This is a genomic window from Syntrophotalea acetylenica, from assembly GCF_001888165.1.
GTDB classification, from domain to species: Bacteria; Desulfobacterota; Desulfuromonadia; order Desulfuromonadales; family Syntrophotaleaceae; genus Syntrophotalea; species Syntrophotalea acetylenica.
Map to the genome: position 1 here is coordinate 2,238,814 of NZ_CP015455.1, position 17,311 is coordinate 2,256,124.

The 17,311-nt window shown below is 53.9% G+C and carries 17 protein-coding genes; 5 read left to right on the plus strand and 12 right to left on the minus strand.

What is annotated here, in order from left to right; genetic code table 11:
- The first annotated feature begins 365 nt into the window (after window positions 1-365).
- Together A6070_RS10315 and A6070_RS10320 are read left to right on the plus strand one after the other, a co-directional pair.
- Window positions 366-2,426, plus strand: coding sequence for a PocR ligand-binding domain-containing protein (locus tag A6070_RS10315; protein ID WP_072285678.1), 2,061 nt, complete (start codon window positions 366-368; stop codon window positions 2,424-2,426).
- A 161-nt stretch (window positions 2,427-2,587) separates the two neighbouring features.
- Entirely contained in the window at window positions 2,588-2,890 is a 303-nt protein-coding gene (locus tag A6070_RS10320) for a helix-turn-helix domain-containing protein (RefSeq protein WP_072285679.1), read from the plus strand.
- Window positions 2,891-3,077: 187 nt separating this feature from the next.
- On the opposite strand, the gene A6070_RS10325 is transcribed toward A6070_RS10320, so the two are convergent.
- Complete coding sequence (locus A6070_RS10325; protein WP_072285680.1) at window positions 3,078-3,587, minus strand: GNAT family N-acetyltransferase; 510 nt, start codon at window positions 3,585-3,587, stop codon at window positions 3,078-3,080.
- Window positions 3,588-3,823: 236 nt separating this feature from the next.
- Here A6070_RS10325 and A6070_RS10330 point away from each other — a divergent pair, with 236 nt between their 5' ends.
- Window positions 3,824-5,158, plus strand: coding sequence for an MFS transporter (locus A6070_RS10330; protein ID WP_072285681.1), 1,335 nt, complete (start codon window positions 3,824-3,826; stop codon window positions 5,156-5,158).
- 93 nt (window positions 5,159-5,251) lie between these two features.
- Window positions 5,252-6,031, plus strand: coding sequence for an enoyl-CoA hydratase/isomerase family protein (locus tag A6070_RS10335; RefSeq protein ID WP_072285682.1), 780 nt, complete (start codon window positions 5,252-5,254; stop codon window positions 6,029-6,031).
- A 472-nt stretch (window positions 6,032-6,503) separates the two neighbouring features.
- Here A6070_RS10335 and A6070_RS10340 read toward each other — a convergent pair whose 3' ends face one another.
- The 6 genes from A6070_RS10340 to A6070_RS10365 all read right to left on the minus strand — a co-directional run bounded on the left by A6070_RS10340 (window position 6,504) and on the right by A6070_RS10365 (window position 12,235).
- Complete coding sequence (locus A6070_RS10340; protein ID WP_083558435.1) at window positions 6,504-7,847, minus strand: phospholipase effector Tle1 domain-containing protein; 1,344 nt, start codon at window positions 7,845-7,847, stop codon at window positions 6,504-6,506.
- A gap of 2 nt (window positions 7,848-7,849) precedes the next feature.
- Window positions 7,850-8,344, minus strand: a complete 495-nt coding sequence (locus A6070_RS10345) for a hypothetical protein (RefSeq protein WP_072285684.1) — start codon at window positions 8,342-8,344, stop codon at window positions 7,850-7,852.
- Window positions 8,345-8,444: 100 nt separating this feature from the next.
- Window positions 8,445-9,788 carry a T6SS phospholipase effector Tle1-like catalytic domain-containing protein gene (locus A6070_RS10350; protein ID WP_072285685.1) on the minus strand — a complete coding sequence of 448 codons (1,344 nt, stop codon included), beginning with the start codon at window positions 9,786-9,788 and terminating at the stop codon, window positions 8,445-8,447.
- Between the two features lie 2 nt (window positions 9,789-9,790).
- Window positions 9,791-10,294: a hypothetical protein gene (locus A6070_RS10355; RefSeq protein WP_072285686.1), complete on the minus strand. Its 504-nt coding sequence runs from the start codon at window positions 10,292-10,294 to the stop codon at window positions 9,791-9,793.
- A 100-nt stretch (window positions 10,295-10,394) separates the two neighbouring features.
- Window positions 10,395-11,738 (minus strand): T6SS phospholipase effector Tle1-like catalytic domain-containing protein, encoded by a 1,344-nt coding sequence (locus A6070_RS10360; RefSeq protein ID WP_072285687.1) that lies wholly within the window; start codon window positions 11,736-11,738, stop codon window positions 10,395-10,397.
- Between the two features lie 2 nt (window positions 11,739-11,740).
- On the minus strand, window positions 11,741-12,235 hold the full coding sequence (locus A6070_RS10365) for a hypothetical protein (protein WP_072285688.1): 495 nt from the start codon (window positions 12,233-12,235) through the stop codon (window positions 11,741-11,743).
- A gap of 42 nt (window positions 12,236-12,277) precedes the next feature.
- Between A6070_RS10365 and A6070_RS15420 the strand changes: the two genes are divergently transcribed.
- On the plus strand, window positions 12,278-12,739 hold the full coding sequence (locus A6070_RS15420; protein WP_145926338.1) for a hypothetical protein: 462 nt from the start codon (window positions 12,278-12,280) through the stop codon (window positions 12,737-12,739).
- A 10-nt stretch (window positions 12,740-12,749) separates the two neighbouring features.
- Here A6070_RS15420 and A6070_RS10375 read toward each other — a convergent pair whose 3' ends face one another.
- The 5 genes from A6070_RS10375 to virB10 all read right to left on the minus strand — a co-directional run bounded on the left by A6070_RS10375 (window position 12,750) and on the right by virB10 (window position 17,271).
- Window positions 12,750-14,666: a type IV secretory system conjugative DNA transfer family protein gene (locus A6070_RS10375; protein ID WP_072285690.1), complete on the minus strand. Its 1,917-nt coding sequence runs from the start codon at window positions 14,664-14,666 to the stop codon at window positions 12,750-12,752.
- Window positions 14,632-14,943 carry an ATPase, T2SS/T4P/T4SS family gene (locus A6070_RS16345; RefSeq protein ID WP_201787898.1) on the minus strand — a complete coding sequence of 104 codons (312 nt, stop codon included), beginning with the start codon at window positions 14,941-14,943 and terminating at the stop codon, window positions 14,632-14,634. Before A6070_RS16345 ends, A6070_RS10375 begins: the two co-directional genes overlap by 35 nt.
- Window positions 14,940-15,656, minus strand: a complete 717-nt coding sequence (locus A6070_RS10380) for an ATPase, T2SS/T4P/T4SS family (RefSeq protein WP_201787899.1) — start codon at window positions 15,654-15,656, stop codon at window positions 14,940-14,942. Before A6070_RS10380 ends, A6070_RS16345 begins: the two co-directional genes overlap by 4 nt.
- A gap of 212 nt (window positions 15,657-15,868) precedes the next feature.
- Window positions 15,869-16,069, minus strand: a complete 201-nt coding sequence (locus A6070_RS10385; protein WP_072285692.1) for a YqaE/Pmp3 family membrane protein — start codon at window positions 16,067-16,069, stop codon at window positions 15,869-15,871.
- Window positions 16,070-16,185: 116 nt separating this feature from the next.
- The gene (gene virB10 / locus A6070_RS16740) at window positions 16,186-17,271 is read right to left on the minus strand and encodes a type IV secretion system protein VirB10 (protein ID WP_072502077.1); all 1,086 of its coding nucleotides are present in this window, start codon (window positions 17,269-17,271) and stop codon (window positions 16,186-16,188) included.
- Window positions 17,272-17,311: the final 40 nt, after the last annotated feature.

The window sequence follows — 17,311 nt, forward strand, 5'->3', positions numbered from 1 at the left end:
GGTTTGCGTCCCAACAACTCAACCAATTACTTACTTTTCAAAAACCCTACCAATCAATTACTTGGTTGTCAAGCGGTCTTTTCATCGAAAACGAGGTTATATCAGCCCGTCGCTGTCACACCCTGGGCACATGGCAGAGCCACCACCGGACAACGGGTGTGTTTCACAAAAACCAACAACTTGATTTGTTGTTCGATAGCGCCCATACTTAAGGCGTTTAAAGGCCTAAATGCCGCTTGCCTGCCACACGCCCCGAGACCACAAACGGGACACGTTCAGGCGCGCATGGCAAGCGCAACGGCGCGAGGATTCTTTCTGAAATCCGGGCAAGCCCTAAAATGCACGCATCTTTCAGCGGAGGGCCCATGCTGTACAGGTTCGAGGAAATATTCGATATTTCCCAGATCAGGGAACTGGCCCAGCGGTTTTCCGACCTGGTGGGCATTACCGCGGCCATCATCGGAGTGGACGGCACCATCTGGGCCAAGTGCAATTGGCAGGAAATCTGCGAAAACTTCCACCGAAAACATCCCGTCACCCATCAGCGCTGTATTGAAAGCGACATCTGCCTGCCTCCCAAATATTTTAAAGACAGCCTGACCGACACCATCATCTACCGCTGTCAGAACGGTCTGATGGAAGCCGCCGCACCGATCCGGATCCAGGGCGAACACATCGCCAATCTCTACATGGGACAATTTCTGCTGCAACCGCCCGATATCGCCTTTTTCATGCAGCAGGCGCGCGATTTCGGCTTTGACGAGACCGCGTACATCCAGGCCCTGCTGAAAGTTCCGGTGTTCTCCGAAGACAAGGTCAAATCGGTCACCGATTATTTTTCCAAGCTGGCCATCGTCATCGGCGAGATGGGCTTGAGCCAGGTGCGCCTGAACCAGGCCAACGAGCATCTGAAAAAATCGGAACAGCGGTACCGCCTGGTGGTGGAAAATTCCGCCAGCGCCATCATGGTGGTGCAGAACGACACCATCGTGTTTGCCAACCGCAAGATCATTGACGGTTTTGGCAGCAATCAGAATATTTTCCAGTTCATTCACCCCGAGGATCAGGCCAGTTTCAGAGCTTTTCTCGACCAAACCCGGCAGGGCGCATCAGACGCCCCGCTGGAAGGCACCCGCATTGTCAACGATCCGCAAAAAACCCGGTGGGTCCAGACCAATGCCGTCGCCATGGATTGGCAGGGCAGCCAGGCGCTGCTGCTGCACATGACCGACATCACCTCCCAGAAAGAGGCGGAAAAAGCCATGCGCAAGGCCCAGCTGGAGCTGGCCAACTCGCAGAAGATGGAGGCCATTGCCAACCTCGCCACCGGTGTCGCGCACGATTTCAACAACTTCGCGCAGATCATCGGCACCAATGTGGAGCTGCTGCTGGCCGCGGAAGATAAAACCAGCCCCATTTACGGCAAGCTCAAGGAAATCGAACTGGCCGTCATCAAAACCAGCGAGCTGACCCAGCGGCTGCTGATGTTCCGCGAAGACCAGCCCGGCTGCCGGCAGTCCGTCGACATCAACCAGCTCATCGACCAGGTCGCCCACTCCCTGCGCGCCCTGCTGCCCTCCAGCATCGACTTCGATCTTTCCCTGCAGGCCGACTGCAAGGTCAAGGACGGCGACCCGGTCCAGCTCTTCCAGATATTCATGAACCTGCTGCTCAACGCCAAGGACGCCATGCCGGATGGCGGCACGATCCACATCGAAACCCGCAATTTCATCGCCACCCCGTCCTATGCCGCCAATCGCCCCAATCTGCGTCCCGGTGAATATATCCAGGTGCGCGTCCTCGATGAAGGACCGGGGTTGTCCGACCAGGATCTCATTCACCTGTTCGAGCCTTTCTACACCAGCAAGCAACCGGGACAGGGCACCGGCCTGGGCCTGACGACCGTTTACAACTTCGTCAAGAACCATTCAGGCCACATCACCTGCGGCAACAACGCCGAAAAAGGCGCCTGCATTTCAATCATGCTGCCAGCCACCCGTGTCGACCACCAGATCATCCGCTTTCCCATTGGCGGGCACGAAACCATCCTGCTGGTGGACGACGACCCTTACATCCTGCATCGCGGCCGGGAATATCTGCACAGCTATGGCTACACGGTTCTGGAAGCCCAGTCCGGAGAAGAGGCCTACGAAATCTATTGCCAGCGGCGGGACGACATCCGGCTGGTCATCATGGATCTCATCATGCCGGGCATGGGCGGCGAAAAATGCATCGGCGAGTTGCTGGGCATCGACCCCGATGCCAAGATACTCGTGGCCAGCGCCTACCTGACGGAAAACTTCATCCATAACCGCGACATCAGGGATAAAATCAAGGGTTTCGTGGCCAAACCCTACATCAAGGGCCGCCTTTTGCAGGCTATTCGCAAGGCGATAACCTCGGACCAGAAACAACTGTGCCTGTAAACCTGCGCGCACAAGGCCGCTTGCCTTGAAGGCTAATGATCCTTGACGGCGAGCAATTACTTTGTTACTTTGTTTCTAAAAGCGGCGGATTTATGCACCGGCCCTGATTTTCTGAAGCCGACGCCATACATTAATTTTTCTATCGTCTGGACGGTAGCGCTATGGAAAATCTGATCGGATCGGAAATAAAAAAACGGCGGGAAGCACTGAAGATGACCCAATCGGAACTCGGGAAAGCTCTCGGGTATCGATACGGAAATTTTATCGGTTATCTCGAAAATGGCAGAGCTGCCTTCCCCCTGGAAAAATGGGAAGAATACGCCGAAGTATTGCAGATACCCAAATATGAATTCCTCGAACTCATCTTCAAGGAGAGATTTCCGGGCATGCTGGCCTATATCGATTTCCATCCTGCCAGCCAATCGGCCAAGAAGGAAGCAGAAGACAAAATCTCCAATATTTAATGCGAAGCAAGCTGCTCTTCGCTCCTGCAAACTCACCAATGGATTTCACGGCTATCTGGCCCCCCAAAAAAGAACCCTCGCGGACAGTCCGACCCTGATGCCGGATTGTCCGCGAGGGACATTGGCTTTCGACCTCCGGGAGACGACTTCCTTGTAGCCGCCCAGGCGGAGGCCTATCGCTGCATCATTACCGCCTGCCCTTGAGCAGAGGCGGTTTGCCGGCAGATCTGAATTCCGCTTCGTAGCCGACCATGAAATTACCGGCGGCATCGTTGCGCAGGCTCAGAAAATGGGCGTTGTTTTTGTCGAAGGGGCAGATGGGCGCCTTGCAGGGTTCGAAGCCGAACCGCTTGAAAAAACGGGGCTCGCCCAGCACAAACAGAGGCTGGTTTTTGATCGGCTCCTGCCTCAGGGCAAAGCGCAGCAGTTCCGAACCGATGCCCTGTTTCCGGAACTCGTGCATGACGGCCATGGGTCCCAGATGCAGCCCGCAGACCGCGTCACCGTGATAGGCATTGGAAAAGGCGATGTAGGCGATGACCCTGCCGGTGTGAATGCAGACCCACTCGTGGATCGGCGTGCCATGCTCGTGGAAGGCCTGCACCAGGCAACTCTCATATTCGCCGCGGGGAAAAGCCCGCCGCAACAGAGCATAGACCTTGGCACGGTTTTCCTCCGTCGGTTTGCGTATTTTCATATCAACCTGACTCCACTGTCATTTGAATCAACACAGCCGCAGCCGACCATCCTCCTCGGCTTCGAACGCGGCACCTTATCCGCCCGGCACGACCCCGCCCCAGCCCCATGTCGCTTTGTACGGGCGGGACAGCCCCATCAACCGCTGCCAGAAGCCCAGTTCATTTCGCGACCATTTTCGTATAATTTTTGGTATAAGACAAGGATCTACAATTAATCGCATCCCAGGGGGAGCCTGTGGCCAATTCCGGTTTTTCCAATCCATCGCATTATCGTCTGTGTATTTTCTGGATTCTGGCCTTTGGCTATGTTCTTGTCTTTTTTCACCGTCTTTGTCCGGCAGTCGTCGCTACGGACATGATGGCGGATCTTCATGCCGGTGGCACGCTTATCGGCTTTCTGAGTTCCGCTTACTTCTATCCCTATGCACTCATGCAACTGCCGACGGGACTCCTCTCAGACAGCTGGGGACCGCGCAAGACTATCACGCTGTTTCTGGCTGCAGCCTGTATCGGCTCCATCCTGCTGGGCCTGGCTCCTTCTCCATCCTGGGCGATTCTCGGCAGGGTTCTGGCCGGGCTCGGGGTCTCGACCCTGTTTGTCTGCACACTGAAAATTCTTGCGGAATGGTATAGCCTCCGGGAATTCGCCACCATGACCGGCATCCTCATGGCCATGGGCGGGATCGGCTCTCTGTCCGCAGCCACACCCATGGCCATGGCCAGCTCCTGGCTTGGCTGGCGTCTGTCTTTCATCCTGATCGGCCTGTTGACCGCAGTGATTGCAACATTGATCTGGCGGATTGTACGGGACCGTCCGGCCGAAATAGGATGGCCCTCACCCGCAGAGCACGCAACAGAAAAAGGGCCGCCTGCCCGATTGTCTGTCGGGGTAAAACAGGTACTGAGCCTGCCCGCCTTCTGGCCACTGGCCCTCTGGTTTTTCTTTACCTACGGGATATTCGCTGCGTTTGCCGGGCTTTGGGGGGGACCCTATCTGATGCAGGTATACGGAGCGACAAAAAGTCAGACAGGAGGCATTCTGTCCCTGATAGCAATTGGCATGATCATTGGCAGTCCGCTGGTGGGGAGTCTCTCGAATCGCATATTCAAAGGGCGCAAACCGACCCTCGTCTTCGCCAGCATGGCCATGGTCGGCATCACCGCTTCGCTTGCCTTCGCTACCGGCGACATGTCCTTGCCTGTGATTGGCGCCCTCTGTTTCGGACTCGGAATCTTTGCCAGCGCCGTCGTAGTGATAGGATTTACCAACGCCCGGGAGCTTTTTCCCGCACGGATAGCAGGCACCGCTCTGGGACTTGTCAACCTGTTCCCCTTTGCCGGGGGAGCCTTCATGCAACCCCTGCTGGGATCGATCCTCGAAAGTCATAAAAAAAGTGTCTCGGAATTTACCCTGACCGGATATCAGAATGCCTTTTTCATGTTGTTTTTAAGCGCACTTGCGGCACTTGCCGCCAGTATTTTTCTCAAGGAAACCTACCGCCAGGACCTGCCGGCAAAAAACCCGGACCGTCTGGGAGAAGCAGACATTGAATCGCCGCAGGTTTCCTGACACATCCAGTTCGACAAAGGCGGAATCGCCAGCCGGAACCGAACCACTTCGCCTGCTACGCAGCGAATTGTGCAAGACGGAAAGGAGCGCGCAATGCATTATGAAACCCTGATTGTCGAGACTGGCGATGATTTCGTGGCTTCGATCACCCTCAATCGCCCTCAGCAGCTGAACACATTCTCTACCGCGCTGGCCGCCGAACTCGATGCGGCTTTCAAGGCCCTGGATGCCCATGGCCGGGTGCGCGTCATCCTTGTCAAAGGAGCGGGCAAGGCTTTCTGCGCCGGCATCGACGTAACCGAATTCCCCGACAAGAGCCCCTCTGAATACCGGCGCTGGATACAGCAGATGGAGAGCCCGCTCGTCACCATCAGCCGCATCAACAAGCCCGTCATTGCCCAGGTACATGGAGCTGCCGCCGCCAACGGCGCCGGACTCGTCGCGGCTGCCGATCTTGCCATCGCCGCCGACAATGCCCGCATCGGCCTGACGGCCATCAACGTCGGACTCAACTGCGTCGGCCCCGTGGTTCCCCTGGCCCGCTCCGTGGGACGGAAAAAAGCCCTGGAGATGCTGTTTTACGGAAACTTACTTGGTGCAGCGGAGGCGTTGCAGATGGGACTTGTAAACCGGGTAGTCCCCGAAAGCGAGCTTGACAAAGAAGCCCGGGCCTGGGCAGCGCTGCTCGCACAGAAAAGCCCCCTTGCACTACAGAATGCCAAACGCGGATTTTACGAGGCCGAGGATATGGATTATTACCGGGCGTTTGATCATATGAACGAGCTGTTCGCGCGGCTTTGCACAACCCGGGACGCCAGGGAAGGCATCGAAGCCTTTCGTGAAAACCGCAAACCCGACTGGCAGGAACGCTGAACCGTCATCTCCGAAAAATGCCGTGCTTTTGTTCGCGGGCCACAAGGTCAGGGGTTTGAGATACAACCCGGGACAGGGGATGGCTCTTTTGCTGGTCGGTTGCGCCACAACCGGCCGCAACACGGATGCAACCCCAATGGTAAAATGTCCGCCGTGCGGACATGAATTCGCTCCGTCGAAGTGACCTGCCCCACCTGAAAGGACTACTTCGAATATTGGTGTAGTGCAACTTTCTTCGGTTCTAAAACCGTTGCCTGATATGGCAGCGGTTTTTTGTTTCCGGCGCTGGATCCGTATATGGCGGCTGGTGGGCGGATTTTTGTAGAGGCGGTTTGCGAACCGCCCTGCACCCGTCGGTGCTCAGGATGTTTCAGCGTATGTGATTCGGCATGATCGCATCCCTTCAACCGGAGGGATTGGCGAGGGTGGATTTCCGCCAATCTTGTTGATCTGTTTGTGGAGAACTTTCTTCTCATCGCTCCTCCTCCGCCACGTGCCGATGCTGCGGGTCCAGAACCCGGGGCGCGGGGTTGCGCTGGCCGTGTTCCAGGTTGAAGGCCACACGATGATTGACCTTGCCCAGAAACCGCTGCCGGTCCCCGCCATGTTGCAGGTGCCGCTCGGCAAACATGCGGCCTGTTTCGCGCACGGCCACAGCATCGAGCATATCCGGATCGCCTGGATATTTTTCCAGCAGTTGCTTGCTGGACAGCTGCCGAAACGCGTCGGCTTTTTCCTTGAACGGACCGTCTTTGGGCAGAGGGTCGCTGTGGGATATCAGCGACCGCGCGGCATCCGGCAAGGACGCAAATGAATCTATCCCAAGACCTGCGCCAACCGACCCCGGAACGCTCAGGCGCTCGCTAAGCTTGCGGTAAAGAGCCCTGTGCTCCCAGGAATGATGAATCACGCAGGAAGGATCGTCCCGCGCAGGCAGAGCCGGCTGCCGAAAAAGCGCGTGCCCCGCAAGCCGATTCAGATACGCGTTCCCCAGATCCCGCGCATACCGTGCCAGGCCGTCCTTTTCGTAACCTCCGCCGATGTCGGCGTGGCATCCGGGCAGACGCAACTGCAACTGACCGGGGCCGGCGGCAATCCGGGTCACCGGAAAAAGAGCGCGGTATTCATGAACAGCGTTGAGCTGAAGAGCCGAAACGGTCGAGGGCGAGAGGGTGAAATCACCCTGCATGAAGGTCGTGACAGGATCGTAAAGCAATGCTGCTTGCCGCAACTGGCCGGGTTTGATGAGGTGCTCACCGGCCAATTCCTTTTTGCCGTTACGCCATACCCGGGTCCGCGTATCCTTGATCCCTCTTTCATGGATCATCCGGTTAAGCAGAGTGGCCACTCCTGTTCCCCGGCTGAAACCGACCTGAACAACCGAAATTCTGGCATCGGAATCTTCCCGTTTCCAGGCGTTGGCTTGATCGGAGAGAGCATTGTAGAGTTTTTCAGCCCGTTGTCGGTCGCTCAGCGAAAACGCGGCATCGAGCTTGGCGGAAGCTTTTGTCAGGAGGGTCCCTTCGCCTTGATATGTACCAACGCCGCTGACATATTCAAAACTGACTCTTGAATCCTTGTTTTTCGGAAATTCCCTTCTTAGCAAGCCGACATTCGTGTATTTACCCGGATCCTTCAGATCGTTCTCAGTACCGTCGGCCAAGGCAACAAAGAGACTACTATGGGGATCGTTCCGATCAAAAAGTTGGAGCACGCGAAAGGATTCAAACGCTTTCCTGGCATTCTCAAAGAGTTCCCAGTCTTCAGAAACAGGAGCATGAGAACTCACTTCTTCTTGCGAGAGAAACCGTCCCATGGCTAAAACTCACGGGTGAAGACTTTGGTCCGGTGGGTGATGGTTTCAATTCGGTCCGTTCCCGGTATTAATGTATCTAACTCAATCACCGTATAGATATTCAGAGTCCGGTCGATGATCTCCAGGATAATCCCGGGATCATTAAACAAAGGATCTTCCCATATGATCCGATCGTCCAGTTCCTTGGGATGGGGAATAATGAGGTCGGGGAAAATCTCGTCGAAGCTGAACGTGTGTTCGATGAGATTATCCCGCAGATCGTGCCAAGAGAGGCGAACGGAGCCGCCAAAGATCGGGAAAATACCCATCCTAGCTTTTTGGTGTTCTTCATCCCCCGGCTTTTTACCTGGAGCGAGGTCTCTGGGATCGGTTTCGAGGTCTCTTCCATAAAATCCCATAAATAATGTGGCATAACGTATGACAACATCGCTCGCATCATACGCGTAGACATCCAAATCGTGCTTATCCTTAAACCTGATCACATGTTCCTTTGCCATTTGCCGACCTCCTGATAATTCAGCGTAAGATGTGCCCAAGAAAAGTTATCTGTCAGATATCGCATGATTTCGGACCTTTTTGTGAAACATTTCGGTATTTTCATCGTTCCGCTTCCAGCGTTAGGGTCTCCTTCTTTTCTAAAATCCGGGGGGCTGGGTTGCGCTGGCCATATTCCAGGTTGTGGGCCAGGCGGCTATCGACCTGGTTCATAAACCGGGCCCGGTCGGTTTCGTTGGGAAGATACCGACCGGCGAATTTCCGGCCGGTTTCCCGTACGGCCACGGCATCGAGCACACTTTGGTCACCGGGGTATTTTTCCAGCAGATCCGTGCTGGCCATCTGCCGGAAGTCGTCGGCTTTTTCCTTGAATGGGCCATCTTTTGGCAGGCTCTCGGTAGGGGGTGAAGTGGCCCTCTCAACATCCGGCAATGTGGATGAGGGTACGGTTTCTTTGGAACGGTCCATTGCCCCCTGAACGACCTGCCGTTCAGCAAGCTTGCCGTAGGCGGCATTGTGTTCCCAGGAGTGATGGATCACACAGGAGGGATCGTCCCGCGGAGGAAGAACCGGTTTTCTGAAGAGTGCGTGTCCCGCGAGTTGGTTCAGATAGGTGTTTCCCATATCTCTGGCATATCGTGCCAGGCCGTCCTTTTCGTAACCGCCGCCGATGTCGGCGTGGCATCCGGGCAGGGTCGCCTGAAGCTGATCAGGACCGTGGGCAATGCTGGTTACGGGAAAGAGCGCGCGGTATTCATGGGCAGCGTTGAGTTGCAACGCCGAGACGGTCGAGGGCGAGAGGGTGAAATCGCCCTGCATGAAGGTCGTGACAGGATCGTAAAGCAATGCTGCTTGCCGCAACTGGCCGGGGTTGATGAGGTGCTCGCCGGTTAATTCATATTGGCCATTTCTGAACCGAACCTTGTTTTCATCAATAATCCCTTTTTCATGGATCATCCGGTTGAGCAGAGTGACCACTCCTGCTCCCCGACTGAAACCGACCTGAACAACTGAAATTCTGGCATCGGGATCTTCCTGTTTCCAGGTGTTGAGTTGCTTGGACAGGGATTCATATAACTCTTCGGCCCTTTGTCGGTCGGTCAGCGAAAAGGCGGCATCGAGCTTGGCGGAAGCTTTGGTCAGAAAAGTCCCGCCTCCCTTATAGGTGCCGACGCCGCTGACGTAGTGGCGGGCGACATGGGGACTATTGTTCCTTTTTAACTCATTATTTAACAACCCAACATTCGTGTATTTACGCGGATTCTTCAGGTCATTCTCAGTACCGTCGGCCAGTGCGACGAAGAGGCGGCTGTGGGGGTCCTTCCGATCATAAAGTTGGGGAAATTTAAAGGCCTCAAATTTCGCCAGGGCCTCTCCATGCAGCTCCCAATCTTCGGATATAGGGGTATGGGAACTTACCTCTTTTTTAGAGAGAAACCATCCCATGGCTAAAACTCACGGGTAAATATTTTGGCCCGGTGAGTCAAACATTCCACCTCGTCATTGGTTCCTAAAACCAATAGGCCGATATCGACAATCGTATAGATATTCAGCGTCCGGTTGATGATTTCCAGGATGATGCCGGGTGTACGGGATAAAAAGAAGGGATTTTCCCATATGATCCGATCGTCCAGTTCCTTGGGATGGGGAATGATGCGGTCGGGGAATATCTCGTCGAAGCTGAACGTGTATTCGATAAAATTATCCCGCAAATCGTGCCAAGAGAGGCGGACGGAGCCGCCAAAGATCGGGAAAATACCCATCCTAGCTTTTTGGTGTTCTTCATCCCTCGGCTTTTTACCTGGAGCGAGGTCTCTGGGATCGGTTTCGAGGTCTCTTCCATAAAATCCCATAAATAATGTGGCATAACGTATGACAACATCGCTCGCATCATACGCGTAGACATCCAAATCGTGCTTATCCTTAAACCTGATCACATGCTCGTGCGTCATTTGCCGACCTCCTGATAATCCAGCGTAAGATGTGCCCAAGAAAAGTTATCTGTCAGATATCGCATGATTTCGGACCTGTTTGTGAAACATTTCGGTATTTTCATCGTTCCGCTTCCAGCGTTAGGGTCTCCTGCTTTTCTAAAATCCGGGGGGCTGGGTTGCGCTGGCCATATTCCAGGTTGTGGGCCAGGCGGCTATCGACCTGGTTCATAAACCGGGCCCGGTCGGTTTCGTTGGGCAGATACCGACCGGCAAATTTCCGGCCGGTTTCCCGTACGGCCACGGCATCGAGCACACTTTGGTCGCCGGGGTATTTTTCCAGCAGATCCGTGCTGGCCATCTGCCGGAAGTCGTCGGCTTTTTCCTTGAATGGGCCGTTTTTTGGCAGGCGCTCGGTAGGGGGTAAAGTGGCCCTCTCAACATCCGGCAATGTGGATGAGGGTACGGTTTCTTTGGAACGGTCCATTGCCCCCTGAACGACCTGCCGTTCGGCAAGCTTGCCGTAGGCGGCATTGTGTTCCCAGGAGTGATGGATCACACAGGAGGGATCGTCCCGCGGAGGAAGAACCGGTTTTCTGAAGAGTGCGTGTCCCGCAAGCTGATTCAGATACGCGGTCCCCAGGTCCCGCGCATATCGTGCCAGGCCGTCCTTTTCGTAACCGCCGCCGATGTCGGCGTGGCATCCGGGCAGGGTCGCCTGAAGCTGATCAGGACCGTGGGCAATGCTGGTTACGGGAAAGAGCGCGCGGTATTCATGGGCAGCGTTGAGTTGCAACGCCGAGACGGTCGAGGGCGAGAGGGTGAAATCGCCCTGCATGAAGGTCGTGACAGGATCGTAAAGCAATGCTGCTTGCCGCAACTGGCCGGGTTTGATGAGGTGTTCGCCGGTTGGCTGCAGCTTTCCATTGACGATCTTTTTGGTTTCTGTATCTTTGATTCCTCGTTCATGGATCATCCGGTTGAGCAGAGTGGCCACCCCCGCTCCCCGACTGAAACCCACGTGAACGACCGAAATTCTGGCGCCGGGGTCTTCCCGTTTCCAGGTGTTTACCTGCTTGGACAGGGATTCATACAGCTCTTCGGCCCTTTGCCGGTCGGTCAGCGAAAAGACGGCATCGAGCTTGGCGGAAGCTTTGGTCCAAAGAGTCCCGGCTCCCTGATAGGTGCCGACGCCACTGACATAGTGGGAGGCAACATGGGGATCGGCATTCCTTTTTAATTCATATTTTAAAAGAGCGACATTCGTATATTTGTCCGGATCTTTCAGATCATTTTCGGTGCCGTCGGCCAGTACGAAGAAGAGGCGACTATGGGGATCGTTCCGGTCATAGATTTGGGAAACTTCAAAGGATTCCAAATTCTTCAGGGCTTTACCATATAGTTCCCAGTCTTCGAGGGTAGGGGTATGGGAACTTACCTCTTCTTTGGAGAAAAACTGTCCCATGGCTAAAACTCACGGGTGAAGACTTTGGCCCGATAAGTCTTCGTTTTAACCGTATTCGTATTCGGTATCTGAACATGCAGGTCAATCACCGTATAAATATTTAGCCTACGGTCGATAATCTCCAGGATGATACCGGGGGTATAGGCCAAAGGCTCCGACCAAAAGATCCGGTCATCCAATGCCTTGGGATGGGGAATGATGCGGTCGGGAAAAATCTCGTCAAAGTTGAAGGTGTATTCGATGAAGTTGTCCCGCAGATCGTGCCAGGAGAGGCGGACCAGACCGCCAAAGATCGGGAAAAGCCCCATTGTAACCTTTTGGCGCTCTTCATCCCACGGACTCTTGCCAGGAGCAATATCTCTGGGGTCGGATTCATTCTCTTTTTCATAGAAACCCATAAATAACGTGTCATAACGAATACGGGCATCGCTCGCATCATACACATAGAGGTCCAAATCGTGTTTATCCTTAAACCTGATCACATGCTCCTGCGCCATTTGCTGACCTCCTGACTATGTGAAGTAAACTGTCTGCTGAATTTGCGTGAAGTTATCTGTAATGACGACGTCGAGGTTTATCGTTCATTCTCTGACTTCTTTTCCCTGGACGGAATGCCCGATAGATCTTCCCTCTCTGACTTTTATTACATCCGGTTTACGGCCGTTGAGATAGTTGCCTGCAACCCGTTCACAGACCCTATCCATGAACCGTTGCCGGTCAGCTTTGCCGGGAAAATTGTGGCTGAGTTTTTCACCGATCTGGATGGCATCGATTTCATTCACAAGGCCGGGGTTTTTCTTGGCAGGATTTGCCAGGTCCTCTTTTTCATTCCGAAGGGTTTCGGCCTTGACTTTCCGTTGGCTTCGATCCATGTCGACCTTTTCTGTCTGAATAGCGTCCCTTTTTATCCATGTGGCTCCGAGGTGTTTTCCCCAAGCACTTCATCTCTTTCTTCGTTGCCGTTTTCCTCCCAGGGTTTTTTTGAAAAGATCCCGTTATGAAATCCTCTTCCTACACCATCGCCAGACAGCCGAAAAATTGATTTACAAGACCGTCCATGGTTTTATCCGAAATATCATTATTGGGAATCTCGATCTGTGAAAAATCGCAGCTGAAATTCTCCATATCCATGGTATCTATCCGCTCGATATCCCTGACGGTAATCGGCCGTTCCACAACCGCTTCAGTCGTTTGGTTTAATTGGGGAAATACAGACTGAACCTTGCCTTTAACCCGGCGTTCCGGATCGATTTCAGGAACTATCGGAGAAGTCCAACGGACGCCATCACGGCCGTTCCCGCGCTCCTTAAATACCGGATCTTTATACCAAACGATCCGCCGGCATTTGATCGGAGGACAGTATTCCATAAGCAAAATAGCGGACTTTTTGTCCACCTGCATAACTTCCTGGGGAAGCAGCAACGCTCTGCTATGTTCGCTGGTGTTGATGGAACGATGGGCTTTTCCTACCAGGGTGCGGTTGCGGGATCTGTTCTTCACTGTGGTCGTGCCCAACGTATCGGAGATTTCTTTTGCTACCTTGATGTTTTTCGGTGCAAAAATGATCCGCATGGCATGGTTTTCGATGAAGGTTTCGGCGGTGTCAGCACCATACACTTCCCTAAGTTGGGAGGGGGACTGAATAATCGGGAGCATCCGCAGACCGTAGCCGGCGATATAGCTGATCCCTTTGGTTAAAATGCCGACTTTCCCCATGGCGGTAAATTCATCGGCCAGCAGCAGACATTGATATCTCAGCTCCGGATTCTGTTCCGGCAACTCGCGGGTGTTCAGATCCAGGACTTGCTGAAAAAACAGATTGATCAGGGGAGCCAATCGGTCCAGGTCGTCTGGAGAGATGGCCACATAGATTGACATGCGTTCCTTCCGGATATCCCGCAAATCAAAATCATTTCCGGCAGTTGCAGCGTCGATGACGGGATTGTAAAATAGCTCCAAGGCAGCTGTGAATCCCTTGCGGACAGATCCCCGGGTTTTTTCCGGGGTATCCAGATATTCCTTTAAAGCCAGATAGCATTCATCGCTCAAGGGGTGTTTGTCTTGTCGGCGCTGTTTGATGATTTCAGCCAGGCGCTTGTCCCCCATGGTCAACTGGCGCAGGGTTTCCCCAAGCGTAACGGGAAGTTCGGGCGTTTCCAACAAATAAAGCACCAGGCCCAGCCATAGGGAGCGGGCCGAGGCTTGCCATATAGGGGCCTCGCCGTCAACCTTGGGAAACAACATCTGGCCGATCTTCTGAATATCGTTGATCCTGAAGGCCGGGTTATCGCTGATGTAATAGAGCGGATTCCAGCGGTGGGTTTTGCAATCCCGAGGTGCCAGGTTAAGCAGAAAGCATTTTTGACCGTGGGCTGCCCGGAAACCGGCCGTGATATCCCAATTTTCCCGCTTTAAGTCCAGGACAATGACACTGTCCTTCCAGGACAACAAATTAGGGATGACCACACTCACGCCCTTCCCGCTCCGGGTCGGGGCGGCCATAAGGACATGCTGCGTCCCCCCTGAGATCAGATACCGTTTCCCAGAGCCGAAAACTCCGGACAGCCGGCCGACGATAATACCGTCTCTGGAAAACAGCCCTGCATCCTTGAGGTCGCGAGCAGTTGCCCACTTGGCTGTCCCGAACAACTTACGCCGATGGGGCGTGAGGATCGTCAGAAGCAGTAACCCAATCGGGAACAGGCCCCCTATGCCGGCCAGGCACAGGAGTGCCCCCGTCTTCTGAAGTCCCCCGTAATAATACCAATACCGATAGAGGATCAGGGGAGTGGCCCTGACTCCATCGAGCCCGGCCAACTCCAGAAAAAAATAGCCGCTGACCCAGGCCCACCCGACCAGGGCAAAAGACAGACCCCCTATAATCAAAACGAGTTTAAACCAGCTGTTGCTGCTTAAATTCAGGATCATAGTAGATCTCCGTAATCATCCGTTTGCCACGCACGTTTTGCAATTGAATGATTATATCCACACACATGAAGAGCAACTGCTTGATATCCCCACGGTTCATGCTCCCACCGCTGGAGGATTCCTTAAGAAACAACACCAATTGCTCGATAGCAAGCCGAGCGCTATTGGCGTGCATGGTGGTGATACTTCCGGGATGACCGCTGTTGACATTGCGGAGGTAGTAAAACGCTTCATCGCCGCGGATCAACTCAGCGACAAAGATCCTATCCGGTTTCATGCGCAGACTACATTCGAGAAGGTGCTGTTGCGTAACCGGAGACACCCCTTGCCCCCGGCCGAGTAAAACAGACTCACCGTGTTCGAGTGTGTCTTGTAGAGTCCCAGTTCGTCCACGTTCTCGATGCTGATAAGCCGCTCATCATCCGGCACCAACTGGAGCAACGATTTAAAAAAGGTGGTTTTGCCCGAACCCGTAGAACCGGAAATGATAATGTTTTTTCTAAGCTCAATGGCCATCTCCAAAAACGACCTGAAATCTCGGGAATTCTTCAAATCAAGTAGCTTTAAATCACCTTCGGAAATCCCTTTTGAGTCGACTTTGCATTGGTCGAAATACCCCTGCTTTTCATAATCATCCAGCGTAAAATCGATATTCGAGGGTTTCCGGATCGTCATGCTCACACGGCCTGAAAGGGTCGCCGGTGGGATTACCACCTGAATACGCTCCCCTCCCGGCAGGGTGGCCGATAGTAGCGGTTGGCGCTCGTCCAGACTTTGCTTCGACCAGGTGGCCGTCAGCTTGGCGATCTGGTTGCAGACCGCCAGAGTTAGACCTGAAACATCGTTACCGGACCATCCCAGGCGGCTTTCGGTAAGAACCTGGCCGGGTTTATTGATAACGATTTCCGTATTTTCAGGATTCTGAAGAAAAGGCTGGAGTACCCGCAGGTACTCCAGCAAAGAGGTTGCCTGGTCGGTGTTGATCGGCACGGTTTTGAAGTTCATAATAGCCCCGCAAGGATATTACCTTTTATTCGGTTTTTATCCGGGAAAGGCTTTTCCTTTCGATCCCTGCATCAATCTGCACACGTACTTATAGCATCACGTCTTCGCGCAAATGGATGCTTTTCCGCATCTTTCAAAAATTCTCGTTTCCCATACGAAAATTACGCTGTGTCTATCCGGGGTGTCCGGATAGACACTCATTTAGCATTTTGGGAGGCAAGAGCTTTTTTAATTTTCCTGTCTGTGTTGTGCTGGCTGAGGGCAAACACCGACCATATTGCCGCCGGCAACCAGCCAAAGAGGGTTATTTGAAGAATCAAGCAAATAAAGCCTGAAACCGGTCGCCCAATCGTAAAGAATTGAAGCCAGGGCAAAAGAATGGCTAATAATAAACGCATGGTTTTTTCTTTCTGATGTCGCACTGAAATATAGCGGGACATAAAAAGGGGCGACAGATCCTCTTTATGTCCGATGGGGACATTGCAACAATTCCTCAGGCACGAAATTCGTACTCCTACCGCGAAGCGGTTTTTAAATCGTATACCCCCCTGAAATCCAGATCCCGCGCCACATAAACGTTGATGTGTTCCCCTTGGTTTTTAACCAGTGTCGGCGGAATGTTGATGGAATTTTCCAAAGCGATGCCGGAAGCATCGGTTGCACTATCGGAGGTATTGCCGAATTGGATGGTATCTCCGTCATTGTTTTGGGCCAGGCTGGACAGATAATTTCCAACGTCATCCAAAAGACTGAGCATAATCGCACTTCCGAAACGGGCCCAGAAATGTGTATCGATGTATCCTGAATGTCCGGACCGGCCGAGAGAATCGGTACCGGGAGAATCGAGGTTGATAATGACGCCATTCGGGGTCTCAACCCGGGTCCACAAAACGAAGATCCGGGCCTGGCCGCGTTTGAGACCGCCCTGATATTGGCCGGTGATCCGGGAGCCGCGTTCCAGGAGCAAGACTTTCCCATTGGTGCTGTAGACATCGCGAGTCATCCGGCAACTGGTCATGCCAGGCTGATCCGACGCAATGGCCGTTTCCAGCGCGCAATCCAAAAACGTGCCGCGGGTGATGAACATATTGGGATCCGTCAGAAGTCCGGCCCGGGCACCATCAACAATTGTCGGTCGGAGGTTTGCCTCCAGGCCATCGGCCCTACCTGCTTTGCCCAAACTTACAGCGTTTGCTGTCGCTCCCATTCGAGCCTGTTCGGCTGCGGTCAGGGGTGGTTTTTGATCTGAGCCGTTTCTCCGCACGGCCATCAGCAGCCCCTGGCTTCGCTTGCGCTGTTCGGGGGTCATTTCCTTGTTTCTACCGATCGGGGTCGTTTTCCCGACCCGGCCTGTATCGATAATTTTCCCGAGCTCTTGCTTCTTCTCGGTCGGCGGTGGCGGCGGGGCAGGGGCCGGCCCCAAGCGGTTGCCTATTTCCCTTTTCGACAGAACCTGTGATGCGTCCGTCTCGCTGTTGTCATGCCTGCTAAAACCGCCATTGACAGCAATAAGGGCAAGGATGGTTAAAAACCCGATGATTACGAGAACAATCTTTTGTCCTACCCCGCTGGCTTTGCTCTTGCGCGAGATCGATGGCATTCCGCGATCCGGAGTTTCCTCGGGGAAGGGTTTTTCTTGC